We start from the raw sequence: 25,856 nt of genomic DNA on the forward strand, positions 1-25,856 counted from the left end.
GAGGACGGGGTGCCGCCGACCGCCGAGGCAGCGTGGCGGGTCGCGCAACGGGGTGCGGAGGTTTCGGGTGAGGTCATGGCCGCCGGTTTGCGCTGGTCAGAGAGGTGGGACTAGAGAGCGGCCAGCCGCTCGCGCAGGGTGTCGAGGCCCATCGAGCCCATCTCGAGGGCTTCTTTGTGGAAGCGCTTGAGGTCGAAGTCGGCGCCCTTGCGGGCACGGGCGTCCTCGCGGGCGGCGAGCCAGAGACGTTCCCCGAGCTTGTAGGCCGGGGCCTGGCCGGGCCAGCCGAGGTAGCGGTCGAGCTCGTCGCGGGCGGCTGCGGGCTCCTGCAGCGTGCGGGTCAGCATGAACTCCAGGCCGAGCTCCGGGGTCCAGCGCTCGCCGGGGTGGAAGCCGGTGCCGGCCGGGATCTCGAGCTCCAGGTGCATGCCGATGTCGATGATCACGCGAGCCGCGCGGAAGAGGTGCGCGTCGAGCATGCCGAGCAGGTCGCCGTCGTCGTCGAGGTAGCCGAGCTCGCGCATGAGGCGTTCCGCGTACAACGCCCAGCCCTCGCCGTGGCCCGAGACCCAGCACATGAGGCGCTGGAAGTCGTTGAGCGTCGCCGACTGATATACCGCCGTCGCGCACTGGAGGTGATGACCCGGCACGCCCTCGTGGTAGACGGTCGACGTCTCGCGCCACGTCGGGAACACGGACTTGCCCTCGGCGATCGACCACCACATGCGGCCGGGACGGGAGAAGTCCGCGGTCGGCGGGGTGTAGTAGGCACCGACGCCACCGCCGGGCGGGGCGATCTTGCACTCGAGGTTCATCAGCGCGTCCGGCAGGTCGAAGTGCACGTCGCGCAGGTCGAGCAGGGCCTTGTCGGAGAGCTCCTGCATCCACGCCTGCAGGCCGTCCTGGCCGCGGACCTGGTAGCGCGGGTGCTCGTCGAGGTAGGCGGCGGTCTCCGCCAGCGAGGCGCCCGGCTTCAGGCGGGCCGCGACCTTCTTCATCTCGGCCTCGATGCCGAGGAACTCCTCCCAGCCCCACGCGTACGCCTCGGCCAGGTCGAGCCGCGAACCGGTGAAGTAGCGCGAGCCGAGGCGGTAGCGCTCCTCGCCGACGGCGTCCTTGGTGGGCGCGACCGGAGCCAGCGTCGTGCGCAGGAACGAGGCGAACTCGGCGTAGGCGGAGGAGGCAGCGGCGGCACCGGCGTCCAGCGACGAACGCAACGCGCCCGAGGCGTCCGAGGTGGCCACGAAGGAGGTGAAGAACGTGGAAGCCCAGACGTCGCACTGCTCGGCGACCCTGGTCACCTGGCGCAGCGCGGAAACGTGTCCACGGGAAGCGGCGTGCGAGAGAGAGGCGCGCAGACCGTCCAGTGCGGCGGGCACGGCGGAAAGACGCCGCCCGATCGTGGCCCAGTTCTCCGGCGTGTCGGTCGGCATCTGGTCGAAGATGTCGCGCACCGACTGGATCGGGCTCGCGATCACGTTCAGCGAGGACTCGTTCTCACCGGCCTCGTAGAGCTCGTGCTCAAGGCCCACTCGCTCCAGGAAGACGGCGCGCGCCGCGTCCTCGGAGGCATCCGCGGGCTGCGCTGCCGTGATGTCGGTGAGAGCGCGCACAGCGAGTTCGTCGCGTGCCGCGATCCCTTCCGGCGAGAAGTCCGTCAGCTGGTCCTCGGCTCCCTCGAAGCCCAGGTGGGTGGCGGTGATGGGGTCGAGCGCCGCGTAGTCGCTGACGTACTTGTTGCTGATGTCGTGCACCGATGCCATGGCGCGAGACGCTACCTCGCGGCCCTCGACACCAAAAGGTAGTTAGTCAAGCTCACGACCAAAGGAGGGCCTGCGTCGTTTGGAGGGGACTGGCAGGATGTCCGCCGTGCGTCGATCCCGGGCACTTCTGGTGCCGGTCTTCCTGCTGCTCACCCTGTTCTCCTTGAGCGGATGTGTTCGCGTCTACGCGGCCATGGCCGTGTCGGACGACGACCGCATCTCGGGTGAGATCGTCGCGGCCACGCCGCCCACGCAGGACAACGACCCCGGCCCCCAGCTCAAGGTGCCGCCGGAGCTGGCGAGCCGCGTCACCACCAAGCCGTACCGGGTGGAGTCGTACGCGGGCACGCAGCTGTTCTTCAACGGGCTGTCGTTCGACGAGATGCGCACGTTGTCGATGGCGACGAGCTCGTCGAACAGCCGCTACAGCATGAACTTCCGCCGGTCGGGTGATCTTGTCACGTTGTCGGGCTCCGTCGACCTCACCCAGGTGCCCGTGGAACGCGCGGACATCCAGATCAAGGTCAGCTTCCCCGGCAAGATCGTGAACACCAACGGCCGCGAGGAGGAGAACAACACGATCGCGTGGTCTCCGAAGCCCGGCCAGGCGTCGATGCTCCAGGCCACCGTGCAGTACGCGGGCGAGGAGTCCGGCTCGTTCCTCGGCTGGGCGTTGCTCGTCGCCGGACTCACCGGTGGTGCCGCGCTGATCGTCGTCGTGCTCGCTCTCATCGCGCACAAGCGCAACGTGATGGTCTAGGCGCGAGCCACCAAACCCAAGCGCCCCAGCACTTCACGCGTCGCCTTGGCCCGGTTCATCGTGTAGAAGTGCAGCGCCGGGACGCCCTCGTCGAGCAGCTTCTGGCACATCTCGGTCGCGATGTCGATGCCCGTCGCCCGGAAGCCGGCCGCGTCGTCCGCGTACGGCTCCAGCCGGCGCGAGATCTCGACCGGCAGATCGGCGCCGGACAGCTCCACGATCTTGGACAGGCCGCGCGCCGACAGCATCGGCATGATGCCGGGCAGCATCGCCGCCGAGCAGCCGGCGGCCGCCACCCTGTCCCGCATCCGCAGGAACGGCTCCGGCTCGTGGAACAGCTGCGCCACCGCGTAGTCCGCACCCGCGTTGAGCTTGCGCAGCAGGAACTTCAGGTCCGTGTCGAGGTCGTTCGAGCGCGGGTGGCCGTACGGGAACGCCGCCACGCCGACGCAGAAGTCGCCCAGTTCGCGGACGAGCGACACGAGCTCGTCGGCGTAGTTGAGGCCCTCGGGGTGCGCGACCCACTCGCCCATCGGGTCGCCGGGAGGGTCGCCGCGCAGCGCCAGGACGTTGCGCACGCCGATCGCCGCGTACCAGCCGATCACGTTGCGCAGCTCGGCCACCGAGTGGTCGACGGCGGTCAGGTGCGCGACCGGCAGCAGCGTCGTCTCCTGCGCGATGCGGCCGGTGGCGCGGATCGTGCGGTCGCGCCGCGAACCGCCGGCGCCGTAGGTGATCGACACGAACGCCGGGTCGAGGCCCTCCAGCTCGCGGACGGCCTTCCAGAGGATCTTCTCGTCCTCGGCGTCCCGAGGCGGCAGGAACTCCACCGAGAACTTGGGAGACTCGCCTCGGAGCCTCTCCACCACCGACGTCATGGCCACAACCCTAGTGCGTCTTCCGCTAGGTGAGACTCCAGCTCACCATGTGGTACGCCTGCCCCGGCATGCGGGTGGTCCGGGACACAGCGGACCATGGACATGTGTCCCACCACCCCATCGACGTGTCGTTGCCCTTGCACGTCGAAGAAGCGTTGACCACTTACCTGGCCTCCCGGCGCGCGTCCGGCGAGGCGATGGACCCCAGCTTCGCGAGCGCGGTGGACGCGCTTTCGAACTTCGTGCTGGGCGGTGGCAAGCGCATCCGTCCGACATACGCGTGGTGGGGGTGGCGCGCGGCCGGTGGCGACCCCGACGGCGAACTCGCGGACGAGGTGCTCACGGCGGTGAGCTCGCTGGAGCTGATCCAGGCGTGCGCGCTGATCCACGACGACCTGATGGACGCCTCGTCGGTGCGCCGGGGCAAGCCGACCGTGCACATCGCGTTCGGCGCGCGGCACCGCGACCAGCGCTGGCTCGGGTCGTCGGAGCGGTTCGGCATGTCGGCCGCGGTGCTGATCGGCGACATCGCGCTGGCGTGGGCGGACGACATGCTGTTCGCGGCCGGGCTGCCCGCGGAGGTGCTTCGACGGATGAGCGAGCCGTGGCGGGACATGCGCACCGAGATGCTCGCGGGCCAGTACCTCGACGTGCTGACGCAGGCGCGGGGCGACTCCTCCCCGGACGCGGCACTGCGGATCGACCGGCTCAAGACCGCCGCGTACACCGTCGAACGGCCGTTGCACATGGGCGCGGCGATGGCGGGCGGTTCGCCGGAGCTCATCGACGGGCTGCGGGCGTTCGGTGCCGACATCGGCGTCGCGTTCCAGCTGCGCGACGACCTGCTCGGCGTGTTCGGCGACCCGGAGGTGACCGGCAAGCCCGCCGGTGACGACCTCGCCGAAGGCAAGCGCACGCTGCTCGTGGCACTCGGCATGCAGTTCGGCGCTGATATATTGGATATCGCTTTGGGCAAGCAGGACCTCGACCTCGACACCGTCGAAGAGGTCCGCCGGGCGCTGGTGAAGGTCGGCGCCGTCGACGCCGTCGAGGAGCGCATCGAGGAGCTGACGAAGAGCGCGCTGGCCGCACTCGACGCGGCACCCGTCGCCGAGCCCGCCGCGACCAAGCTCGCGGACCTCGCGATCAGCTCCACGAAGCGGACGTTCTAGCGCTCGACCGTGAGCTGTTGTGTGCTGATGCATTCGTGCCTTGTGCAACGATGTTCGCGCGATGGCAGCAACTCCGTCACTCCTGCGCCCGAGCTCCGAGGTGTTTCCACCGGAGCCTTCAGCTGCCGTACGCGCGAACCTCCGCGCCATCCCCGTCCGCACGACCGCGCTCGGCCTGCTGGGCGTGACGCTGATCGCGCTCGGAGGCATGGGCGCGGGCGCGGTTCCCCAGCACGACCCGCTGTTCGCCCGGGCCGGGCTGAGCTGGCTGCGCTACGGCCACGGTCACGACCTCGCGATCATGGTGCTGTACCTGGGTCTCGGCCTGGTCGTCTGGGCGTGGATCAAGCTCGGCAGGCTCGTGCGGTCGGGTGAGGCCGGCGATCACGCGGTACTCGGCGCGGTGACGGCGTGGACCGTGCCGCTGCTGTTCGCGCCGCCGCTGTTCAGCAAGGACGTCTACAGCTACCTCGCGCAGGGCCAGCTCGCGCTGAGCGGCTACGACCCGTACCAGGTCGGACCCGCGGTGCTGCAGAGCGCGCTCAGCGAGAACGTCAGCGGGGTGTGGCAGCACACGCCCGCGCCGTACGGGCCGTTGTTCATCCTTCTCGCCAAGGCGATCGTGTGGCTCACCGGCGGCAGCGTGGTTCTCGGTGTCATCGCGATGCGCCTCTCGCTCGTCGGCGGGCTCGTGCTGCTGTGCCGGGCGCTGCCGGGCCTGAGCCGTCATCTGGGCGGGAAGTCCGCGATCGCGTTGTGGCTCGTGGCGGCGAACCCGTTGCTGCTGATCCACCTGGTCGGCGGCGCGCACAACGACCTGATGATGATCGGGCTGATGGCCGCGGGCGTGCTGCTGGTGCTCGACCGCAGGCACGTGCTCGGCTTCGTACTGCTCGGGCTCGCGTTCGCGGTGAAGGCGACGGCGGTCGTGATCGTGCCGTTCCTCGTCTGGATCTGGGCGGCACGGCTGGACGGCGACGAGCGCGCTCGCGTCCTCAGGGGGCTGCTACCGGGCGCTGTGACGATTCTTGGGGCGTTCCTCGGGGTGTTCGCGGCCTGCACGCTGATCGCCGGGGTGGGCCTCGGCTGGATCCCCGCGCTGAGCAACTCGTCGGTGATCGTCAACTGGCTGTCGGTCCCGAGCGGGGTCGGCGCCTTCGTGGGCATGGTCGCGAGCTGGTTCGCCGACGACAGCGCCAGCGTCAGGAGCGGCATCTTCGTCGGCGTCGCGCGGACGCTCGGCGCGGTCGTGCTGATCTGGGTCGCGTGGACGCAGTGGTGGGCGGCGCGCAACGGCGACGTGCGCGACAACCTCCGGCGCGGCGCGGTGACGATGCTGGCCGTCGCGCTGCTGTTGGGGTGCGCCGTAAGGCACGGACATGTCAGGTCTCCTCCAACCGAGTGATGCTGCAAAACGCTACTTGACGCACATGCTCAGACGATGACCGGATCATGCCGGTTCCGCCACATGAGCGAGCGGCCGAACCCAGAAACTACTCCGGTGCCGGAACGCACGCGGGGACCTTTCGTACTCTCGGAAGGTACGAAAGGTCCCCGCGTGCGGTTCAAGAGCTCTGGCTCAGAGAGCGTTCATGATCTCGCGCATCAGGTCGGCCGTCTCGGACGGCGTCTTGCCGACCTTGACGCCGGCGGCCTCGAGGGCCTCCTTCTTCGCCTGCGCGGTGCCCGCCGAGCCCGAGACGATGGCGCCGGCGTGGCCCATGGTCTTGCCCTCGGGAGCGGTGAAGCCCGCGACGTAGCCGACGACCGGCTTGGTCACGTTCTCCTTGATGTACGCCGCGGCGCGCTCCTCGGCGTCGCCACCGATCTCACCGATCATCACGATCGCGGTGGTCTCGGGGTCCGCCTCGAACGCCTCGAGGGCGTCGATGTGCGTGGTGCCGATGATCGGGTCGCCACCGATGCCGATCGCGGTGGAGAAACCGAAGTCCCGCAGCTCGTGCATCATCTGGTAGGTCAGCGTGCCCGACTTCGACACCAGACCGATCTTGCCGCTGCCCGCGATGTTCGCGGGGATGATGCCGGCGTTCGACTTGCCCGGGCTGATGATGCCGGGGCAGTTCGGGCCGATGATGCGGGTCTTGTTGCCGGTCGCGACGGCGTGCGCCCAGAAGTAGGCGGTGTCGTGCACCGGGATGCCCTCGGTGATGACGACGGCCAGCTCGATCTCGGCGTCGATCGCCTCGACCACGGCGGCCTTCGAGAAGGCCGGCGGGACGAAGATCACGGTCACGTTCGCGCCGGTGGCCTCGATGGCCTCCTTGACGGTGCCGAAGACCGGGAGGACGGTGCCGTCGAAGTCGACCTTCTCGCCCGCCTTGCGCGGGTTCACGCCACCGACGATGTTCGTGCCGGACGCGAGCATGCGCTTGGTGTGCTTGGTGCCCTCGGCACCGGTCATGCCCTGGACGATGACCTTGCTGTTCTCGTTGAGGAAGATAGCCATCTGACTCAGACCCCCGCAGCCGCGAGCTCGGCGGCCTTGGCGGCCGCGTTGTCCATCGTGTCGACAACGGTCACCAGCGGGTGGTTGGCCTCGGCGAGAATCGCGCGGCCCTCCTCCACGTTGTTGCCGTCGAGGCGGACGACGAGCGGCTTGGTGGCCGAGTCGCCGAGGATCTCCAGCGCCTTCACGATGCCGTTGGCGACGGCGTCGCACGCGGTGATGCCACCGAAGACGTTGACGAACACCGAACGCACGGCCTCGTCGCCGAGGATGACGTCCAGGCCGTTCGCCATGACCTCGGCGGACGCGCCGCCGCCGATGTCGAGGAAGTTCGCGGGCTTCACGCCGTACTGCTCACCGGCGTACGCCACGACGTCCAGCGTGGACATCACGAGACCGGCGCCGTTGCCGATGATGCCGACCTCGCCGTCGAGCTTGACGTAGTTGAGGCCCTTCTCCTTGGCCTTGGCCTCGAGGGGGTTCTCCGCCTGCTTGTCGACCAGCTCCGCGTGAGCGGGGTGGCGGAAGCCGGCGTTCTCGTCCAGCGTGACCTTGCCGTCGAGCGCGACGATCTTGTCCTGCGGGTCGCGGACCAGCGGGTTGACCTCGACCAGCGTGGCGTCCTCGGAGACGAAGGTCTCCCAGAGCTTCACGATGGTGTCGACGACCTGGTCCTTCACCTCGGCCGGGAAGTTCGCCGCGTCGGCGATCTCCGTGGCCTTGGCCGCGTCGACACCCTTGATGGCGTCGATGTGGATCTTCGCGAGGGCCTCGGGCTTGGTGGCCGCGACCTCCTCGATGTCCATACCGCCCTCGACACTCGCCATGGCGAGGAAGGTGCGGTTGGCGCGGTCGAGGAGGAAGGAGAAGTAGTACTCCTCCGCGATGTCCGAGGCAGGCGTCACCAGCACGCGGTGAACGATGTGCCCCTTGATGTCCAGGCCGAGGATGGCGGTTGCCTTCTCCTCGGTCTCCTCGGCGGTGGAAGCGAGCTTCACACCACCGGCCTTGCCGCGGCCGCCGGTCTTGACCTGGGCCTTGACGACGACCGGCTGGCCGAACTTCGCGGCGATGGCCTTGGCGTCGGCGGGGTTGGTGGCCACATCGCCCGGCAGTACCGGGACGCCGTGGGCGGCGAAGAGGTCCTTCGCCTGGTACTCGTACAGGTCCACTCGGGTCTCCTGCGACGTCGGTGTCGGAACACCGCGCCTGGGTGGTCCTCAAGGGGCCAAGCGAACCCACTTGACGCGGCTGGGCCCAGACACTATCGAGCTGCAGGTACTGCTCGCACGCCACACCTGGTGAGGTCGGTCTCAACTGCGGTGAGGTCGATCACGCGGGTGCGCCAACGCGAGTGTTCACCACGTTTCAGCGGGTCGCGCGAGTTGCCATCAATCCGGCCGCGACCAGCAGCGCTGCCACCGACGCCAGCGCGAGCCAGGTGCCAGGAGCCGCCACGGCACCTTCGACGCGGCCGCCCGTCAGCGGCAGTTCGAGCGCCCGCACGCCGAGCAGCAGTGCGAGACCCACGAGTTCGGCGGCACCGCGAGCGGGCCTCGACCGGACCGCCACGAGAAGACCCATGATCAGCAGGAAGGACGAGGTGAGCAGCGCCCAGGAGACTGCGGGGTGGCCGTCCGGCACCAGTGTCGGAGCCGTGTAGTCGGCACCGCGCATGGTCGGCAACGCGAAGGCCCCCAGGCCGAAGAGCCCGGCCAGCAACAATGCGCCCAGCTCGGCCAACGGCAGCTGTTCCTTCTTCCTGTCCGTGGACTCCCTCCTGTCGGTGTTCTCCCGGTCGACGGCACCGGCGAGCCCGACGAAGACCAGCGCCAGCAGGCCGATCGGGAGCTCTGCGATCAGCACCCAGAAGCCGGCGCCGGGCTGGGCGAGGCCCGCCTGGTTGGCGGCCACCACCGGTTCTGTCGCACTGGCCGCCGCGAGCTGCATCGCGAAGTAGGCACCGACCACGGCGGGCCGGACGGTCGCGGCGGTGGACGGCACCAGCAGCAGAAGTCCCAGCACGGCGACCGCGACGGCAGCGGGCCAGAGGATGTTCATCGAGGACAGCCCGGGAGCCGCGTCTCCAGTGGCGAGGACCAGCTGTGGCAGGAGAGCGCCGATGATCACCGTGACGGCGGAGAGCAGAGCGAGCACGCCCGCGCCCACGTGGAGGCGCCGGACCGACGGCAACGCGTGGTCGATCGCCCCGTCGCGCCTGCGGAGCACCAGCCGCACCAGCCAGGCGAGCAGCGGCACCGCGGGCAGCACGAGCGCCGCGATCAGCACGAGCACCGAACCGCTGGTGATGCTCAGGCCGGGCGCGACGGTTCCCGCTGCCAGCCAGGGCACCACCACGGCGAGCAGGGCGAGCGTGACGCCGTACGTCCCACCGTCGCGGGTGTCCGGGTCGGGCGAGCTCGTGGCAAGCGCGGTGGCGAGCGGCGCGGCCAGGGCCAGGACCAGTCCGCCGGTAAGTCCGAGCGCGGGCAGGTCCCACGGCGAGCGGTCGAGCTGGAAGGCATCCGACGAGAGGAACGGCTTGCCCAGCAACCCGACCGCGGCCACGACGGCGACCAGCAAGGGGAAACCCATGAACCTCGCGGACTCGGACTCGTCCGCGGGCATCCCGGCCCGGCCGGACGAGAGCACGCCGGCCGAGATGACCAGCACGTGCCCGGCGATGAGCAGCCACAACCCCGCCGACGGGGTGACCGCGATGAGGGTGGTGGGCCGGAACAGCTCAGGCCGCGCCACGGACATCGGGGCGAACGCGATCTGCAAGTCGCTCAACAGGCGTCCGACCGCGAACACGCCGACTGCGGCGATCAGTCCCGCCGCCACGAACGGCCTGCCGCGGAACAGCAGCACACCCGCGACGGCGGGCGGCAGCAGCGCGAGGGCGGCGAGCAGCGGCCACGACGTGTACGCGGGTTCCGCGCCGTCGACCACGCCGATCAGCGGGCCTGCGGCGGCGAGCACACCGCCCGCCGCGGCGAGGGCCCACGAGGTGCGCAGGCGGGCAGCGGCCGGGGTCTGGTTCTCGAGCTCGGTTCGAGTCATCGCGGGCGAACCTAGCAACACCCGTGTTGGTTTCCGTGTCAGCGTGCTCATGCCAAGTGAGACGAAATTCGTTCGCATGTGGAAAACGTCCGCGGGGTACTGCTAACCGGTGACTTCATCACTTACCGTCGCTCATATGAGCGACGACGGCCGGTCGTGGATGACGCGTCTGACTGACGCGGTTCTCGATCGTGCCGGGTGGGGTGTGCACACCGCACGAGATGTCGCGGAAGAGGTGAAGGTCGCGTTGCGCGCGATGGCCACGCCCGGCGGCATGCGCGGGGTCGCGATGGAAGCGGCCTGGTTGACGGCCCACGCGGTGCTCTACCCGTGGGGTGCGATCACCGAGCAGCTGCGCCCGGACGGCCAGTTCCGGCACTACCGCACCGACGGCCTGCCACCCCGCCAGCGCGGGTTGATGGTTTCGGCGATGGACGCGGCGGGCACCCCGATCGTGCTGGTGCACGGCATCGGGGACAACCGCTCCGCCTTCGCGGTGCTGTCGGGGGCGCTGCGACGGCGGGGCTTCGGGGTGGTGCACGCGATCAACTACAGCGTGCTGACGGCGTTGACCGGGGACGTCCGCCGCTCGGCCGCGTTGCTCGGCGCGCACATCGAACGGATCTGCGAGCAGACCGGTGCCGATCAGGTGCATGTGGTCGGCCATTCGCTCGGCGGTCTCATCGCCAGGTATTACGTACAACGGCTACACGGCGACTCACGCGTTCGCACGCTCGTAACACTCGGAACGCCGCACAACGGCACGTTGCTCGCCTATTTGATGCCGACTCCGCTGACTCGGCAGTTGCGGCCCGGTTCGGAGCTGTTGTCCGAACTGGCCGAACCCTGCCGTCCGTGCGCCACGCGCTTCGTCGTGGTCTGGTCGGAGATGGATCAGATCATCGTGCCGCAGCGCAACGCCCGACTGGAGCACTCCGCGTTGCACGTCGAGGAGCACCAGATACGTGATTCAGGTCACCTTTCTTTGCCGGTTGACACGAGGACTCTTCACGTAGTTGTGACCGCCATCACCCGATCGGATGACTCTCTGAGTCACCCCATCGCCGCTGGCGGTGAGGCGTGTCGCGCGCCCGGCGTGACCGACGGTCACAGTTGACAGTTGAAACCCGCTGGTTGCCGCCTGTTCGGGCGAGATAACGAACTGGGGTTTGCCCTCCGAGGCTCCGCGCCGTTACTGTCCCCCGGTCCGTTGTCACGGTCTGATCACAGAAGGACACCGAGTCAGAACCCCGAATCCTGACTCACCGGGAATCCCCCGCCCGGCAGTCCACCGATCAGGCTCCCCGAAGGCGGAAGGGCAAGCTTTGAGTCACCACCGCTCCCCCGGCGGCCATGAACGCAGTGCTGCGCTTGATGAGGCAGTCGACCGTGCCTCCACGCGCCCGGTCAGCACCCACCGGCTCCCCCCGCCACCGTCGGCGCTTCGCGGACGCATCGTCGTCGCCGCCGTCGCAGTAGGCGCGTTCGCCGCGGCTGGCGCAGGTCAAACCCTGCAGGCCGCCGCGGACGACAGCAAGGACGTCCAGCTCGCGAACCAGGCCAACGGCTCCGCCGCGTTCACCGGCCAGGGTGGCGACAACTCCTCCGCCCCGCAGATCCTCGCGGTCTCCAAGACCACGTCCGAGGGTTCCGCCGAGGCCGCCAAGCTCCTGCGCAGCCAGCAGCTCACCACCGAGCGCGAGGCCGTCGAGGCCGAGAAGAAGCGCCCGAAGTTCGTCCGCCCCGCCGCCGGTGACTTCACCTCCGGCTACGGCGGCCGCTGGGGCACCATGCACCTCGGCATCGACATCGCCGGTCCGATCGGCACCCCGATCCTGGCCGCCGCCGACGGCGTGATCCTCGAGGCCGGTCCGGCTTCCGGGTTCGGCCTGTGGGTCCGGGTCCAGCACGAGGACGGGACCATCACGGTCTACGGCCACGTCAACGACTTCATCGTCCGCGAGGGTCAGCCGGTCAAGGCCGGGCAGATGATCGCCCACATGGGCAACCGCGGCTTCTCCACCGGCCCGCACCTGCACTTCGAGGTCTGGAACCCCGGCGGCCAGAAGATCAACCCGCTCACGTGGCTGAACGCTCGCGGTGTGACCGTCTGATTCGCGATCCGCTGAACTACGGCTCAACAGCTTTCTGACGCCGGTTTCGGCGGTGACCCACCTCCTGGTGCGGGACTGGGTGGCTCAGGCGTCTCACGGGCCTCATGAGCCTCCAACAGCGCTCCTGTCGCTCGTATTCCGCGACTCGTTACAGGGTCAGGCCGGAGTTGAGCTGGATTCGAGCCGGACTCCGGCCGAGCACGAGGGCTTGCTCAGGGCGGACTTGAGTCGCGGTCATGGCGGATGAAGTAGGCCGTGGCGACTCGCCAGACCGAGCACATGTGTTTTCGCCATCGTGGGCCGCAGGCCTTGCAGGCGCCGGTGTCTGTTTGCTCGTGGAGGGTGAGCAGGGTGCGCCAGGCTGAGGTCAGGCTGATCGTCGCCTGGGGTGTGCTCGCGGATTCCAGCTGGCTGAGGATTGCGAACACTCGTTCGTGCAGCACGTTGGCCAGTACGTGATCCATTTGAGAGAGCTCCCGCGTCGAGGTTCGTCCACACGCGGTTGATGATGCTCGGTGGGTCTGACAATTTTCGGCGCCGGCGGTCGCTCGAAGCTCGCGGACGGCTTGAGCTGAGCTGACCTGGGCTTGCCCGTGACTGAACCGTGGCGCTGAGTCGTGCGGCCGGACCGCTCTCCCGTTCGGTCCGGCCGCACTCGCCGCGAAGTTCTGGCCCCCGCCTTCACTTCGCTCCCTTCGTCTGCAGGCTGCGGTTCTTGCTGCGGATCGCCCCGAACGGCCCGCGGCTGTGCTGCTTGCGACACCCACATAGACGTACGAAGGTCGGGTTCGTTGCGCTGGTTCTTGGGATTTTCTTGAGATTTATCTGGTCGGGGTGAAGTTGCTGGTCAGGGCCAGTTGACCTGTCCGGTTTGTGGTGGGTTGAGAGGGTGCGGGGCGGCCGTTGGCGGCACGCGCCGGTTTCGTAGGTCATGCCCATGATCACGCCGGGTCCGTAGTCGCCTTGCGGGCGGGCCCACGTCCATGAACGGCGCTTTCATCCACCTGAGGTCCATGAAGGTTCCCTTCATGGACAAGCCAGTCCGTGCATACCCAACTGAATGCCGCTGCCGGCACGGACAGGATGAAAAGGCTCACCGCCGACATGCGACGACCCCGGCGGCGGCACCGTCGGGGTCGTGGCGGGGAGGCTGGCTGGCTAGAGCTTGGTCATGGGGACGCTGCCGATCAGCATCAGGCGGACTGTGCCCGAGTTGCCGAAGTCGATCGTGGCGGTGGCTCGCAGGCCCGCGCCGTCCACGGCCACTACTCGGCCCAGGCCGTACTTGTCGTGGGTTACGCGGTCGCCCACTTCCAGCTTCATGGCCGGGGCGTCCTTCCAGCCCGCTTTGCCCGGGGCTGGGCGGGAGAGGCCGCGGGAGGCTATGCCGCCTGAGGCCGAGCGGCCCCAGGTGGTGGCTGCGGCCGGGGCCGAGCGGGAAGGCTCCACTCGGCGCCAGTCGATCAGGTCCTGGGGGATCTCGCCCAGGAAGCGGGAGGCCGGATTGGCCGAGGGCTGGCCCCAGGCTGAGCGGACCAGGGCCCGGGACAGATAAAGACGTTGCTGGGCTCGGGTGATGCCCACGTAGGCGAGGCGGCGTTCTTCAGCCAGTTCGGCTGGGTCGCCGAGGGCGCGCATGTGGGGGAAGACGCCGTCTTCCCAGCCCGTGCTGAAGACGACCGGGTATTCGAGGCCCTTGGCCGTGTGGATGGTCATCAGGGTGACCACGCCGTCGGACTCGGCGTCCGGGATCGAGTCCGCGTCGGCCACCAAGGAGACGCGTTCCAGGAAAGCGGGGAGGGACGGGACCGGGTCGGCGCCTTCCGGGAGTTCCAGTTCGGTGAACTCGCGGGCGACCGTGACCAGCTCGTTGAGGTTTTCGACCCTGGTGTGGTCTTGCGGGTCCTCGCTGGCTTCGAGTTCGGTGCGGTAGCCGGTCTTTTCGAGAACGGCTTCGAGGATGTCGGCGACGTCGTCCTCGCGCTCGACCATCTCGCCCAGTTGGTCCATGAGTTCGACGAAGCCCGCGATCGCGTTGCGGGAGCGGGGGTTCAGCATCGGGACGCGGTCGTCCACGGCTTCGCGGAGGGCGGCGGCGAAGCTGATTCGTTCGCGTTCGGCGTAGGCGCTGACGCAGGCTTCGGCTCGGTCGCCGATGCCTCGCTTGGGGACGTTGAGGATTCGGCGGAGGGAGACCGTGTCCTCGGGGTTGGCCAAGGTCCTCAAGTACGCCAGGGCGTCGCGGACTTCCCGGCGCTCGTAGAAGCGGACGCCGCCGACCACTCGGTACGGGAGGCCCAGGCGGATGAAGATTTCCTCGAAGACGCGCGACTGGTTGTTGGTGCGGTAGAAGACGGCGATGTCGCTGTTGTTGACCTCGCCGCTGTCGACCAGGCGGTCGATCTCGCCTGCCACGAAGGCGGCTTCGTCGTGTTCGTTGTCGGCGACGTAGCCGACGATCTTCTCGCCCTCGCCGAGGTCGGACCAGAGGGTCTTGTCGCGGCGGTTGGGGTTGCGGGAGATGACCGCGTTGGCCGCCGTGAGGATGTTCTGGGTGGAGCGGTAGTTCTGCTCCAGCAGGATCGTGGTGGCGTCCGGGTAGTCGCGCTCGAACTCCACGATGTTGCGGATCGTGGCGCCGCGGAAGGCGTAGATGGACTGGTCGGCGTCGCCGACCACGCACAGTTCCGCCGGGGGGATCTCGCCGCCCGCTTTGCCCACGAGCTCGCGCACCAGCGTGTACTGGGCGTGGTTCGTGTCCTGGTACTCGTCGACCATGACGTGGCGGAAGCGACGGCGGTAGTGCTCGGCCACGTCCGGGAAGTTCTGCAGGAGCTCGACCGTGCGCATGATGAGGTCGTCGAAGTCGAGGGAGTTCGACTCGCCCAGGCGGCGCTGGTAGACCGCGTAGACCTCGGCCACTCGGCGTTCCAGGTCGTTGGTGGCCTGGGCGGCGGCGGTCTCCGGGTCGATCAGCTCGTTCTTGAGGTTCGAGATGTGCACGGCGAGGGTGCGGGCCGCGTACTTCTTCGGGTCGAGATCGAGGTCCCGCGCCACGAGCGTGATGAGGCGGCGGGTGTCGTCGCTGTCGTAGATCGAGAAGTTCGACGACATGCCCAGGGTCTTGGCCTCGCGGCGCATGACGCGGACGCACATCGAGTGGAACGTCGACACCCACATCGAGCGGGCGCGGGCGCCCACCATGTCGGCGACGCGCTCCTTCATCTCCGCGGCGGCCTTGTTCGTGAACGTGATGGCCATGATCTGGCCGGGGTGCACGTCGCGTTCCGCGAGCAGGTAGGCGATCCGCCTGGTGAGGACGCGCGTCTTGCCGGAGCCTGCGCCGGCCACCACGAGCAGCGGTGAACCGGCGTGCTCCACGGCACGGCGCTGCGCGGGGTTCAGGTCGTCGAGCAGGTGGCCCGCGCGGGAAACGGGGGGACTTGAGGGCAAGTCGAACAAGGCGCTCATCGTCCATCCACGGTACCGGGCGGCACCGACAAAACTCGTACCACCCGACCATGTGTTCGATGACCGGCCGGTTCCCACCCTCCGGGCGGGTTTGGCGGGGTGCGCCGGTTCTGTGCAACACTGCATCCGTGCGCGCGACGTTCTTCGAGTTTTTCTACGGGATCCGGACTCCGGCTCCCGTGGTCGTCCAGCGCTGACAAAGCCACCACGAAGCCCCGGAGTCCTCGGACCCCGGGGCTTCGTTCGCTTCCGGGCCAGGACTCGAAGAGTCGAGAGGTCACCACGATGGACACCACCACCGAGCCGGACATCAACGAGCTGCGCCAGGAGATCGACCACCTGGACGCCGAGATACTGCGTCTCGTGCAACGCCGCGTCGAGGTCTCCAAGATCATCGGCGCCGCCCGCATGGCCGCCGGCGGCACGAAGATCGTGCACAACCGCGAGATCGACGTCCTCAGCCGCTACAAGCCGCTCGGCCCCGAGGGCAAGGATCTCGCGATGATCCTGCTCAAGATGGGCCGCGGCCCGCTCGGCAGGTAGCTCCGAGGCCCTGGGCCCGGCGTCACAGCACGCCGGGCCAAAAAGGCTTCAGGGCCTTGCGCAGGAGCGCGAAATCCGCGTCCACGAGCTGGGAGTCGTCCGGCACGTAGGCCAGCGGGTCCTCCAGCAACGGCTCCGGCAGCTGTAGCAGGCCCTCCACCAGCGCGTGCAGGCACAGCGCGGAGTAGCCGCGCAGGTAGCCGCCCTCCTGGGTGAGCACGACCCGCGTTCCGAACGACGCCACCCGACGGCCGATCTCGCGGTAGCCCGATGCCGTGACGTTGTGGCGGCCGTTGGGGTCGAACGCGGAGCCGTCGAACCCGGACGCGCACACCAGCAGGTCCGGTGCGAACTCGCGCAGCAGCGGGAAGGCGATCTCGTCGAGCGCGCGCAGGTACGCCGTGTCCCCCGCGCCCAGTGACAGCTCGATGTTCACGTTCCTGCCGTCAGCGCCCACCTCCGACGGCGCGCCCGTCTGCGGGTGGTTCGTGCCCCACGAGCCGTGCCGCATGTGGATGGAGATGGTCAGCACGTCCGGACGGTCGTAGAACACCTCCTGCGTGCCGTTGCCGTGGTGCACGTCCCAGTCCAGCACGGCGACCCGCTTCCCTTGGCGCCGCGCGGTTTCCGCCACCAGCGCCGCGTTGTTGACGAAGCAGTAGCCGTCGGCCATGTCAGGCTGCGCGTGGTGTCCGGGCGGCCGTACCAGCGCATAGGCCAGTGGCACGCCGGATTCCAGCGCTGCCAACGACGTTCCGGCCGCCGCGCACGCCGCACGCCACGTTTCGGGACCCACGACCGTGTTCACCTCCAGCGCCACACGCTCCGAGACCCGCAACGAGTCGAGGTAGCCGGCCGTGTGCACGCGCAGAAGCTCGTCAACGGACGCATGCCGTCCCTCGTGCCACGTGAGGTGCGGGGCGACCGGACCGTGCGTCAGCGCGTGCCGGAACGTGCGCAGCCGCGCGGCGTTCTCCGGGTGCGGTTCCGCCACGTCGAGCCACGGCCAGGAGCCCGGCAGCTCCCACAGGCCTTCGCCGGCGTCGTGCTCGAGGCAGTCGTCGTGCCAGAACATGTCCACCCGAATCGGATATCAGGGCGATCACGGATGGTCCACCGCAAAAAACTGGAGGCACACTGGAGGCATGGGCCTCATCGCCGCACTGATCGCCATCGCCGGCCTGCTCGCCGCCTTGGCGCACGACGCATACCTGGGCTTGCTCGGTTCGGCCGCGAACAAGAAGGGCCTAGCCGGAGCACCCGTCTCGCAGTTCGTCCGCAGCCGCTGGAAGACCGCCATCATCACGACCGTGGGCGCGGTGATCGGCCTGCTGATCACCAACGGCGACTCGCTCAGCGCCGACGTGATCGGCGCGATCATCGCGGGTGGCAGCGGTCTGGCCGCGCTCAACGGCGTGCAGAAGACGCACAAGCAGCTGAACAGCGGTCAAGCCCAACTCCCGCCGAGGTAGTAAAACCACACTTTCGTGTGTCACTCGTCCTGAACGCCCCCTTTTGGTTGGTTCGGTACGTCCGGACGGCCCTACTCTGATTGCGTCGCAGAGGGGTGTCGGGGATGGACGAACTACTGCCGGGCAAACATCGTCTCGACGGCGGTGTAGCGCAGCCGCAGCAAGAGCAGCCGCGCCCCGTCGTCGGTGGCGATCGCATCCCGCTGCCCCGCCGCCGCCAGATCGACCCGCTGCAGGACACCGACGGCCTGCGGAAGTTCAACATCGGCCTGGTGCCCGCCTCGGTCACGCCGCCGCGCACGTGGAAGCGCGCGGCCTGGTTCGCCGTCATCTCGTCGGTGCTCGTGCTGGTCGGGCTGAGCGTCGCCGCGGCCAAGCTGGTCGGCGGTGGCGGCGCGGTCGAGACCGTCGGCCTGCCCGGCTACCCGTCGGACGTGCCGCTGATCTCCGCGCTGCCCACCGGCGGCACCAGCCCGTCGGCCACCGGCACGAAGCCGTCCACGGCGGGTACCGGCAACGGCGCCGCCGTGCCGGGCACGGGGTCCAGCGCGCCGGGCTCGAGCGGTCCGGCCGTCAGCACCACACCGGCCGGCACCGCGCCGCCCGTGATCACGACCGTGCCGGTCAGCCAGGCGCCGGTCGTCGACGGCTCCAAGATCGCCCAGCAGACCGAGCACTTCTACCGCGAGATGGCGACGAACGCGGACACCGCGCTCGCCATGACCACGGACACCGTGCGGACGAACGCCGGCGCGCTGCTCGAAGGCAGGCTCGCGGACATCTCGCTGATCGAGGTCAAGGAGATCGTGGTCGACCCTGGCAAGGGCCTCACCGTCAGCCTGCTGCAGGTGACGAAGAAGGACGGCTCGGTCAGCACCGAGAAGCGCGAGCTGAGCTTCACGCTCGGCGACCTTCCCTTGATCAACGGTGAACGCCTGAAGCTCGGCGGCTGAAGTGGCTAAAGGTCACGGCCCGAGTTACCGACCGTAGTAAGTAGCACCATCGAGCGAATCCCTGACACCGCCCAACGCCACGAACGGCTGAAGTCCACCGAGATGCTGGCGTAGTCACGCGGCGCCACGGTACGTCTTCTGGTGACCACGGACAGTACGGAGGACCAGGCCAGTGCAGCGTCCCGCGACGACCGGGCGGAGGCACACCCGCGCCGGCTCGATCAGCGTGGCTGAGCTGATCAAGCAACAGCCGACCCCGATGCGCATCCCGTCGAACGAGGAAGCCGCCACCGACGCTCTAGTCACATCACTGCTCGGTCCCACCGAGACCATGACGAACATGACCGCGACCACCGCGGTCATCCCCGTCGTCCCAGGTCGCCGCCGCCGCAACCGCAGGAGCCGCGCGGCCAAGGCCGCCGGTCTGCTGACGGGCGCGATCGTGCTGGTCAGCGCGGTCGCCGGGGCGGCGATCCTCGCGGGCAATCGGCCCGCGAACCAGGGCGTCCCGGTCACCGAACGGCCGATCGCGCTGTCCGGTGCGAGCGCGCTGCGGCCCGACGTCCTCTCGGCCCAGCTGCCGAACGAGAACAAGCCGCTGCAGACCGCGGCCGACACCCCGCTGCCGCAGCCGTCCGCGCTGCTGTTGCAGACGCCGGAACCGACCACGCCAGAGGTCTCGGTCGGCCCTCAGCCGCAGGTCGACGTGGTGAAGCGGTTCTACGAACTGCTCACGACCAAGCCCAACTCGGCGGCCAAGCTGCTCTCGCCGGACCTCGTCGGCGCGAACCCCGAGGAGTTCGTCGAGTCCTGGGGAATCATCAAGACGGTCAACGTCGACCAGACCTCCGTCCGGCCGGACGGATCGGTGCTCGCGGTCGTCTCGATGCAGGAGCTCGACGGCAGCTGGCTGCGCATCGAACAGCTCTTCTGGCTGACCGACACCACCCAGCCGCGGATCATCGGCACCGAGGTCCTTTCGGCGCAGAGGAGTTAGGCCGCACCCAACTGGTCTCGCCGTTCGCAGTCGAACGGTGACCGCTCGTCGCGAAAACCTGGTTCCGATCGTGAAAATTCCCCCGAAGGGGTTACATCTCGGGTCACGATTCGGTATCCATGGTCCCGCCAGTGCGCGAACGCGAACTTGGAAGGGTGAACGAGCGGTGTCGATTGAGGACCATCGTCGGCGGCTGAACGGAACGGCGGAGTCGACCGGCCAGCTGTCCGTCGCCGAGCTGATCGCCCGCCGCGAGGCGGAGACCGTCGAGATCCCGGTGATCACCGACGACATCACCCCGGAGGCCTTCGAGCCGACGATCAAGTTCAAGCCGGTCAAGGCGGCGGGCGGCAAGAAGAAGCAGCCCATGAAGGAGCTGCACATCACGGAGCTGCTGCGCCGTGAGGGCCGTTCCGACGACACGCAGCGCAGCGGGTTCACCGTCGGCAAGCTGGCCGTCGCAGCCAGCGGTGGCGTGGTCCTCTGCGGTTCGGTGGCCTTCGCCGCCTCCTCGTGGCTGTCCCCGACCGACGAGCGCCCGCTCGCCGAGGTGCGGTTCGACGAGCGCACGCAGGCCCGTGGCGCGAGCGCCGGCACCGAGGGCGTCGTGAAGCTGCCGTCGAACAAGACGCAGCAGGAGGACGCCACCGAGACCCAGGCGGCCGACCCGACGACGGAGCAGACCCAGACGCGCGTCGCCCCGTACGTCCAGACCCAGCAGCCCAAGGCGCCCACGCAGCAGACGCCCACGCAGACCCAGCAGCCGACGCAGCAGCCCACCTCGCAGACGCAGTCGCCGTCCACGAGCACGCCGTCGTCGGAGACGAGCCAGCCGAGCACGCCGCCGTCGAGCCAGACGCCTCCGCCGCCCAGCTCGTCCGCGAACCCGCCCAGCAGCAGCACCCCGCCCGCCTCGAATCCGCTGCCCGCGCCGTCCAACCCGGTCGACGTCAGCGTGGACCTCGGCCTGCTCGACCCGGTGCTCAACACCGTGGGCGACACCGTCGGCGGCTTCGACTTCTTCGCACCGGTGAACTGAGGCACAACCCGGTAGCTCAGCAACCGCCCACGGCAGGGGTACCCTGTGCGGGCATTCGGACCGCTGACTACCGCACGAGGAGCACGAGCGTGGGATCTGCTGCCACAGCCGCAGTCACGCTGTCGAGCACCCCCGAGGTGGCCAGGTGACGACGTCCGACGCCACCGACGGCCGTCTGATCGCCGATCGCTACCGCTTCCTCGACCGCATCGGCTCCGGCGCGATGGGCATCGTCTGGCGCGCCCACGACGAACGCCTCGGCCGCGAGGTCGCGATCAAGCAGCTGCTCCTGGCCCCCGGCCTGGACGAGGCCGAGCAGGACGAGGCCATCCAGCGCGCCATGCGCGAGGGCCGCATCGCCGCCAAGCTGCACCACCCGAACGCCATCGCCGTGTACGACGTCGTCGAGGAAGACGGCGTCCCGTGCCTGGTCATGGAGTACCTGCCGTCCTACAGCCTGGCCGACGCGCTGGCCGAGGGCGGGCCGATGGACCCGATCGAGGTCGCCTCCATCGGCGCCCAGTGCGCGGCGGCACTGGCGGCGGCCCACGCGGCCGGCATCGTGCACCGCGACATCAAGCCCGGCAACGTGCTGATCGCCGACAACGGCGTCGTCAAGATCACCGACTTCGGCATCTCGCGGGCCTCCGACGACATCACGGTCACCAAGACCGGCCTGATCGCCGGCACGCCCGCCTACCTCGCGCCGGAGATCGCGCGGGGCCAGGACCCGACGCCGGCCTCCGACGTCTACTCGCTCGGTTCGACGCTGTTCGCCGCGATGGAGGGCGAACCGCCCTATGGAGTGAGCGAGAACACTCTCGGTGTTCTGCACGCCGTCGCCGCCGGGCGGATCAACCCGCCGACCGTCGACCACCCGCTCGCCGACACGCTGCTGTACCTGCTGAACTACGAGCCGGACGACCGGCCGACGATGCCGCAGGCGCGCGAGCTGCTGGCGGCCGTCCAGAACGGTCGTTCGCCGTCGTTCAGCGGTCTGGCCGCGGTCGCCGGGCCCGACCCGACGACGATGATCGAGCCCGAGCGGACCCGCGTGGTCCGTCCGGCGCCGCGCACGTCGCCGCCTCGCACCGCGCCGCCGATGGTGCCCGCTGGCAAGCAGCAGGACAACCGGCCGCTGGTGATCGCGGCGGTGGTTTTGGCTCTGTTGCTGGTGATCGGCGGTCTGCTGGTCGCGCTGGGCGTGTTCAACAAAGAGCGCGACAACCCGTCTGCGCCGCCGGCGTCGTCGTCCACCGTGGTGCCTACGACGACCACAACGCCTGAGGTGACGACCACCACGCCCGAGGCAACGACGACGCGCGAAACGACGTCTAGCACTACGACGACTACAACTACGACCACCACGACCACGACTACGACGACCACCACGACCACGACGCCGCCGCCGTCGAGCACGACGACGACCACCACGACGCCGCCGGTCAAGCAAACGACCTAAGCGTCATTACGTCGTAGAAATCTCGTAAGGTGGGTACCCGCACCGTTGGGTGATCTGAACCCATTGGTGTGACGAGCCGTTGAACAGAGAGCTAAGTGACCGCACAGCGGGGAGCAACTGTGACCGACGATGGCCGATTGGTCGCTGGTCGCTACCGATTGAGCCAGCGGATCGGTAGTGGCGCCATGGGCGTCGTCTGGACCGCACACGACGAACGCCTGCACCGCACAGTCGCGGTCAAGCAACTGCTCCTGCAGCCCGGACTGGCCGAAGCCGACACGGACGAGGCGAAGAGACGCGCCATGCGCGAGGGCCGCATCGCCGCGCGGCTTCAGCACCCGCACGCGGTCGCCGTGTACGACGTGGCCGAGGACGACAGCCAGCCGTGGCTGATCATGGAGTACCTGCCGTCCAAGAGCCTGTCCGCGGTGCTCTCCGAACGCGGCACGCTGCCGCCGCGCGACGTGGCGTCGATCGGCATGCAGGTCGCGTCCGCGCTGGCCGCCGCGCACAACGCCGGCATCGTGCACCGCGACATCAAGCCCGGCAACGTGCTGCTCGGCGACGACGGCACTGTCAAGATCACCGACTTCGGCATCTCCCGCGCGACCGGTGACGTCACGGTCACCGCGACGGGCATGCTCGCCGGCACGCCCGCCTACCTCGCGCCCGAGGTCGCCAAGGGCTACGACCCCGGTTCGCCGTCCGACGTGTTCTCGCTGGGTTCGACGCTGTACGCCGCGATCGAGGGCACGCCGCCGTTCGGCCTGAGCGAGAACACCATCGCGCTGCTGCACAAGGTCGCGTCCGGCAAGGTCGACCCGCCGCGCAACGCCGGCCCGATGACGGCGCTGCTGATGCGCCTGCTGCGCGCAGAGCCGGAAGACCGCCCGACCATGGCCGAGGCCCGTGACGCGCTCGCCGCCGTCGCGAACGGCCAAGCCGCCGCCGCGTTCACACCGGCCGTGGTGACGCCGACGCACCCGCCGTCGTGGCGCGGTTCGCCGGTTCAGCAGCAGCCGCAGCAGCAGGCCGCCACGCGAGCCATGACGCCCACGCCGCCTCCGCCCAACGCCACGCGCGTCGACCTGCACACGCCCCCTCGGGCCGTGCCGACGCAGCAGCAGCCGCCGAACCACCGCCCGGCCGCCGCGCCGCAGTACTCGCAGCGCCCGAAGTCTTCCGCTCTGTCCTCGGTGTCGTCGAAGAGCAAGAAGTCGACCGTCTACACGGCGCTCGCCATCGTCGCGGCCGCGGTGATCGGCATCATGTTCGCGAGCATCATCTCGAACAACAAGGACAACGGCGGCAGCGACAACAGCGCGGGCGGCAACACCCAGGTCCAGCAGACGAAGGACAGCACCAAGCCGTCGACGCCGCAGAAGTCGTCCGGCAAGGCGGGTCAGTGGACGAGCCAGCCCACTCCCGACGACATGCGGGGCTTCCTGAACGACTACTTCAACACCGCCCCCAGCTCGCCCGAGGAAGCCTGGAAGTTCGGCAACGCCAACTTCCAGGGCAGCTACCCCGGCGGCTACAGCGGGTTCGAGACGTTCTGGAACGGGATCAAGGAAGCCAAGGTCCTCAACGCGACCGAAAAAGAAGGCTTCTACTGGGAAGTCGAAGTCCAGTACACCAAGAAGAGCGGCGGCACGACCACGGAGCGGCGCGGCATCTCGTTCCAGTGGGCCAGCCCGAACTTCCTGCTGCACAGCGACAAGTCGCTCGGGACCTGAGCTGGTCAGGAGGCCTTCGCGGCCTTCTCCAGCGCTTCCGCCAAAGCGAGTACGGCGGGATTCCACGAGGCTTCCTCGCGGTAGACGACGTGGATGTGGCGCACCGGTTCGGGATTGCGGACCTTGCGCAGCACCACGCCGGGATGCGCGTAGCCGAGGCCGAGCTGCGGAATGATCGTGACGCCGAGACCGGCCGCCACGAATCCCTGCGCGGTCGCGTAGTCGTCGCTCTCCACGACGACCTTCGGTGAGAACCCGGCGCCCGCGCACGCGTTCTTCACGAGGTTCGAGCACGGTCCGGCGGCGCTGCAGTCCGCGTCGATCCACGGCTCCTCGCCCAGCTCGGCCAGGTCGATCACGCGCTTGCGGGCCAGGGCGTGGCCGCGGGGCAGGACGGCGAAGAACGGGTCGGCGAGCAGGTGCCGCGCGACCATGCCCAGCGGCGCGGGCTCGTCGGGCTCCAGGACGGTGATGGCGACGTCGGCGCGGCCCGCCGCGAGCTCCTCGAACGGGTCCTTGGGCTCGGTGAGCTTCAGGTCGAGCTCGACACCGGCGCGTTCGGCGCGGAAAGTGGCGACGGCGGGCGGCACGAGAGCGGCTCCGGCCGTGGCGAAGTAGCGGACGCGCAGGATGCCCGCGCAGCCGTTGCGCAACGCGGAGAGGGCGCTCTCGGCCTCGGCGAGCTGGTCGGCGAGGCGGCCGGCGTGCTCGGTGAGCAGACGACCGGCGGCGGTGGGCCGGATGCCCCGGCCGACGCGCTCCAGCAACGGCAGCCCGGCCTGCTTCTCCAGGCCCGCAACCTGTTGGGAGACGGCGGACGGGGTGTAGCCGAGGTTCGTCGCGGCCGCGGTGATGGAACCCGAGGTCACGACCGCTCTGAGCACCTGCATGCGACGCACGTCCAGCATGCTCCGACATTACAGCGTCGCTTAACGGTTGTGCACAACAATTAAATTGTAATTACGGGTTGGGCGGCGCATCGTTGACCCGTGAACCAACGCGGAACGTTGATCAGGATGGGCGTGCTCGCCCTGCTGTGGGGATCCAGCTTCCTGTGGATCAAGCTCGCGCTGGGGAGCCTCGCTCCTCTGCAGATCTCGCTCGTGCGGACGTTCTTCGGGGCGCTCGTGCTGGTCGTCGTGCTCGCCACGGCGCGGATGTCGCTGCCGCGCGACAAGCGGATCTGGGGTCACATGCTCTTCGTGGCGACGTTCGGCAGCGTCGTCCCGTTCACGCTCTTCGCGTTCGGCGGCCAGACCGTCGACTCGGGCGTCTCCGGCGTCCTCAACTCCACGACGCCGCTGTTCGCGCTGACCATCGGGCTCGTGCTGGGCACCGAGAAGATCAGCAACCTCGTTCGGATGCTCGGCCTGGGACTCGGCTTCGCGGGCGTGCTGCTGATCTTCGCGCCGTGGCAGCAGGCCAACAGCATCGCCAGCTGGGGCGCGGTGCTGTGCCTCCTGGGCGCCGCTTCGTACGCCATCGGCTACTCGTACGCCGGCCGCTACCTGGTCAACACCGGCGCGACCTCCACACAGCTCGCCGCGATGCAGCTGACCACCGCGATGGGCCTGCTGATCCTGGCCACGCCGTTCGGGGGCCTGCAGCCGCTGCACCTACACTGGGTCGGCGTCGTGGCCGTGATCATCCTCGGCATCTTCGGCACCGGCGTCGCGTTCATCCTCAACTACCGCGTCATCGCGGACGAGGGCGCCACCACTGCGACTACGGTCGGTTACCTTCTGCCGGTGGTTTCGGTACTCCTTGGAGCGATGTTCCTGGAAGAGCAACTCAACGCAAGGGTCGTCGCGGGCATGCTCGTGGTGCTGCTGGGCGTCGCGCTGACCCGGAGGAAGCCCGTCTCGGCAGGTCAGGCCGTCTCACCAAACGAGACGCGCGACCTGGTCAAACGCTGAACGGTGAGACGCACGTCTCCCCCAATAGGATGGTTCCGAGACGAATCGCG

General features: G+C 69.0%; 21 protein-coding genes and 1 pseudogene. 13 read left to right on the forward strand and 9 right to left on the reverse strand.

All coding sequences use genetic code 11. From position 1 onward, the window contains the following. Nucleotides 1–110: 110 nt before the first annotated feature. On the reverse strand, nucleotides 111–1,763 hold the full coding sequence (locus ABZX92_RS30310) for a DUF885 domain-containing protein (RefSeq protein WP_355566694.1): 1,653 nt from the start codon (nucleotides 1,761–1,763) through the stop codon (nucleotides 111–113). 106 nt (nucleotides 1,764–1,869) lie between these two features. Here ABZX92_RS30310 and ABZX92_RS30315 point away from each other — a divergent pair, with 106 nt between their 5' ends. Then, nucleotides 1,870–2,523 (forward strand): DUF3153 domain-containing protein, encoded by a 654-nt coding sequence (locus ABZX92_RS30315; protein ID WP_355566696.1) that lies wholly within the window; start codon nucleotides 1,870–1,872, stop codon nucleotides 2,521–2,523. Here ABZX92_RS30315 and metF read toward each other — a convergent pair. Beyond that, complete coding sequence (gene metF / locus ABZX92_RS30320; RefSeq protein WP_355566699.1) at nucleotides 2,520–3,401, reverse strand: methylenetetrahydrofolate reductase [NAD(P)H]; 882 nt, start codon at nucleotides 3,399–3,401, stop codon at nucleotides 2,520–2,522. The genes ABZX92_RS30315 and metF overlap by 4 nt on opposite strands. 104 nt (nucleotides 3,402–3,505) lie before the next feature. On the opposite strand from metF, the gene ABZX92_RS30325 reads away from it, so the two are divergent. Together ABZX92_RS30325 and mptB are read left to right on the forward strand one after the other, a co-directional pair. Continuing rightward, nucleotides 3,506–4,573 (forward strand): polyprenyl synthetase family protein, encoded by a 1,068-nt coding sequence (locus tag ABZX92_RS30325; protein ID WP_355566702.1) that lies wholly within the window; start codon nucleotides 3,506–3,508, stop codon nucleotides 4,571–4,573. A gap of 61 nt (nucleotides 4,574–4,634) precedes the next feature. Then, nucleotides 4,635–5,978: a polyprenol phosphomannose-dependent alpha 1,6 mannosyltransferase MptB gene (mptB, locus tag ABZX92_RS30330; protein ID WP_355566706.1), complete on the forward strand. Its 1,344-nt coding sequence runs from the start codon at nucleotides 4,635–4,637 to the stop codon at nucleotides 5,976–5,978. 174 nt (nucleotides 5,979–6,152) lie between these two features. Here the strand turns inward: mptB and sucD are convergent, their stop codons facing one another. From sucD to ABZX92_RS30345, 3 genes are all read right to left on the reverse strand, one after another. After that, nucleotides 6,153–7,040 (reverse strand): succinate--CoA ligase subunit alpha, encoded by an 888-nt coding sequence (sucD, locus tag ABZX92_RS30335; protein WP_355566708.1) that lies wholly within the window; start codon nucleotides 7,038–7,040, stop codon nucleotides 6,153–6,155. Between the two features lie 5 nt (nucleotides 7,041–7,045). After that, nucleotides 7,046–8,212 carry an ADP-forming succinate--CoA ligase subunit beta gene (sucC, locus tag ABZX92_RS30340; protein ID WP_355566710.1) on the reverse strand — a complete coding sequence of 389 codons (1,167 nt, stop codon included), beginning with the start codon at nucleotides 8,210–8,212 and terminating at the stop codon, nucleotides 7,046–7,048. Between the two features lie 196 nt (nucleotides 8,213–8,408). Further along, entirely contained in the window at nucleotides 8,409–10,103 is a 1,695-nt protein-coding gene (locus ABZX92_RS30345) for a hypothetical protein (protein WP_355566713.1), read from the reverse strand. Between the two features lie 136 nt (nucleotides 10,104–10,239). Between ABZX92_RS30345 and ABZX92_RS30350 the strand changes: the two genes are divergently transcribed. Together ABZX92_RS30350 and ABZX92_RS30355 are read left to right on the forward strand one after the other, a co-directional pair. Continuing rightward, nucleotides 10,240–11,220 carry an alpha/beta fold hydrolase gene (locus tag ABZX92_RS30350; RefSeq protein WP_355566715.1) on the forward strand — a complete coding sequence of 327 codons (981 nt, stop codon included), beginning with the start codon at nucleotides 10,240–10,242 and terminating at the stop codon, nucleotides 11,218–11,220. Between the two features lie 208 nt (nucleotides 11,221–11,428). Beyond that, entirely contained in the window at nucleotides 11,429–12,217 is a 789-nt protein-coding gene (locus ABZX92_RS30355) for a M23 family metallopeptidase (RefSeq protein WP_355566718.1), read from the forward strand. A gap of 212 nt (nucleotides 12,218–12,429) precedes the next feature. Here the strand turns inward: ABZX92_RS30355 and ABZX92_RS30360 are convergent, their stop codons facing one another. Both ABZX92_RS30360 and pcrA read right to left on the reverse strand, forming a co-directional pair. After that, nucleotides 12,430–12,681: a hypothetical protein gene (locus tag ABZX92_RS30360; protein WP_355566721.1), complete on the reverse strand. Its 252-nt coding sequence runs from the start codon at nucleotides 12,679–12,681 to the stop codon at nucleotides 12,430–12,432. 694 nt (nucleotides 12,682–13,375) lie between these two features. After that, entirely contained in the window at nucleotides 13,376–15,688 is a 2,313-nt protein-coding gene (gene pcrA, locus ABZX92_RS30365; protein ID WP_355566724.1) for a DNA helicase PcrA, read from the reverse strand. Nucleotides 15,689–15,946: 258 nt separating this feature from the next. On the opposite strand from pcrA, the pseudogene ABZX92_RS30370 reads away from it, so the two are divergent. Then, a pseudogene (locus ABZX92_RS30370) lies at nucleotides 15,947–16,231 on the forward strand (chorismate mutase); the annotation flags it as partial. A 22-nt stretch (nucleotides 16,232–16,253) separates the two neighbouring features. Here ABZX92_RS30370 and ABZX92_RS30375 read toward each other — a convergent pair. Continuing rightward, nucleotides 16,254–17,306, reverse strand: a complete 1,053-nt coding sequence (locus ABZX92_RS30375) for a histone deacetylase (RefSeq protein ID WP_355566767.1) — start codon at nucleotides 17,304–17,306, stop codon at nucleotides 16,254–16,256. Nucleotides 17,307–17,376: 70 nt separating this feature from the next. On the opposite strand from ABZX92_RS30375, the gene ABZX92_RS30380 reads away from it, so the two are divergent. The 6 genes from ABZX92_RS30380 (at nucleotide 17,377) to ABZX92_RS30405 (ending at nucleotide 23,890) form a co-directional block, all read left to right on the forward strand. Next, nucleotides 17,377–17,703 (forward strand): hypothetical protein, encoded by a 327-nt coding sequence (locus ABZX92_RS30380; RefSeq protein WP_355566726.1) that lies wholly within the window; start codon nucleotides 17,377–17,379, stop codon nucleotides 17,701–17,703. 104 nt (nucleotides 17,704–17,807) lie between these two features. Next, nucleotides 17,808–18,656 carry a hypothetical protein gene (locus tag ABZX92_RS30385; protein WP_355566728.1) on the forward strand — a complete coding sequence of 283 codons (849 nt, stop codon included), beginning with the start codon at nucleotides 17,808–17,810 and terminating at the stop codon, nucleotides 18,654–18,656. Nucleotides 18,657–18,828: 172 nt separating this feature from the next. Continuing rightward, the gene (locus tag ABZX92_RS30390) at nucleotides 18,829–19,653 is read left to right on the forward strand and encodes a hypothetical protein (protein WP_355566731.1); all 825 of its coding nucleotides are present in this window, start codon (nucleotides 18,829–18,831) and stop codon (nucleotides 19,651–19,653) included. Between the two features lie 166 nt (nucleotides 19,654–19,819). After that, nucleotides 19,820–20,692 (forward strand): hypothetical protein, encoded by an 873-nt coding sequence (locus tag ABZX92_RS30395; protein ID WP_355566734.1) that lies wholly within the window; start codon nucleotides 19,820–19,822, stop codon nucleotides 20,690–20,692. A 145-nt stretch (nucleotides 20,693–20,837) separates the two neighbouring features. Beyond that, complete coding sequence (locus ABZX92_RS30400; protein WP_355566737.1) at nucleotides 20,838–22,154, forward strand: serine/threonine-protein kinase; 1,317 nt, start codon at nucleotides 20,838–20,840, stop codon at nucleotides 22,152–22,154. Nucleotides 22,155–22,273: 119 nt separating this feature from the next. Beyond that, nucleotides 22,274–23,890 carry a serine/threonine-protein kinase gene (locus ABZX92_RS30405; protein WP_355566740.1) on the forward strand — a complete coding sequence of 539 codons (1,617 nt, stop codon included), beginning with the start codon at nucleotides 22,274–22,276 and terminating at the stop codon, nucleotides 23,888–23,890. Between the two features lie 5 nt (nucleotides 23,891–23,895). Here ABZX92_RS30405 and ABZX92_RS30410 read toward each other — a convergent pair whose 3' ends face one another. Then, entirely contained in the window at nucleotides 23,896–24,798 is a 903-nt protein-coding gene (locus tag ABZX92_RS30410) for a LysR family transcriptional regulator (protein ID WP_355566743.1), read from the reverse strand. Between the two features lie 81 nt (nucleotides 24,799–24,879). On the opposite strand from ABZX92_RS30410, the gene ABZX92_RS30415 reads away from it, so the two are divergent. Next, a complete protein-coding gene (locus tag ABZX92_RS30415; protein ID WP_355566746.1) occupies nucleotides 24,880–25,806 on the forward strand; it encodes a DMT family transporter in 927 nt (308 codons plus the stop codon). Nucleotides 25,807–25,856: the final 50 nt, after the last annotated feature.

It is taken from the genome of Lentzea sp. NPDC006480 (assembly GCF_040611995.1).
Classification (GTDB): domain Bacteria; phylum Actinomycetota; class Actinomycetes; order Mycobacteriales; family Pseudonocardiaceae; genus Lentzea.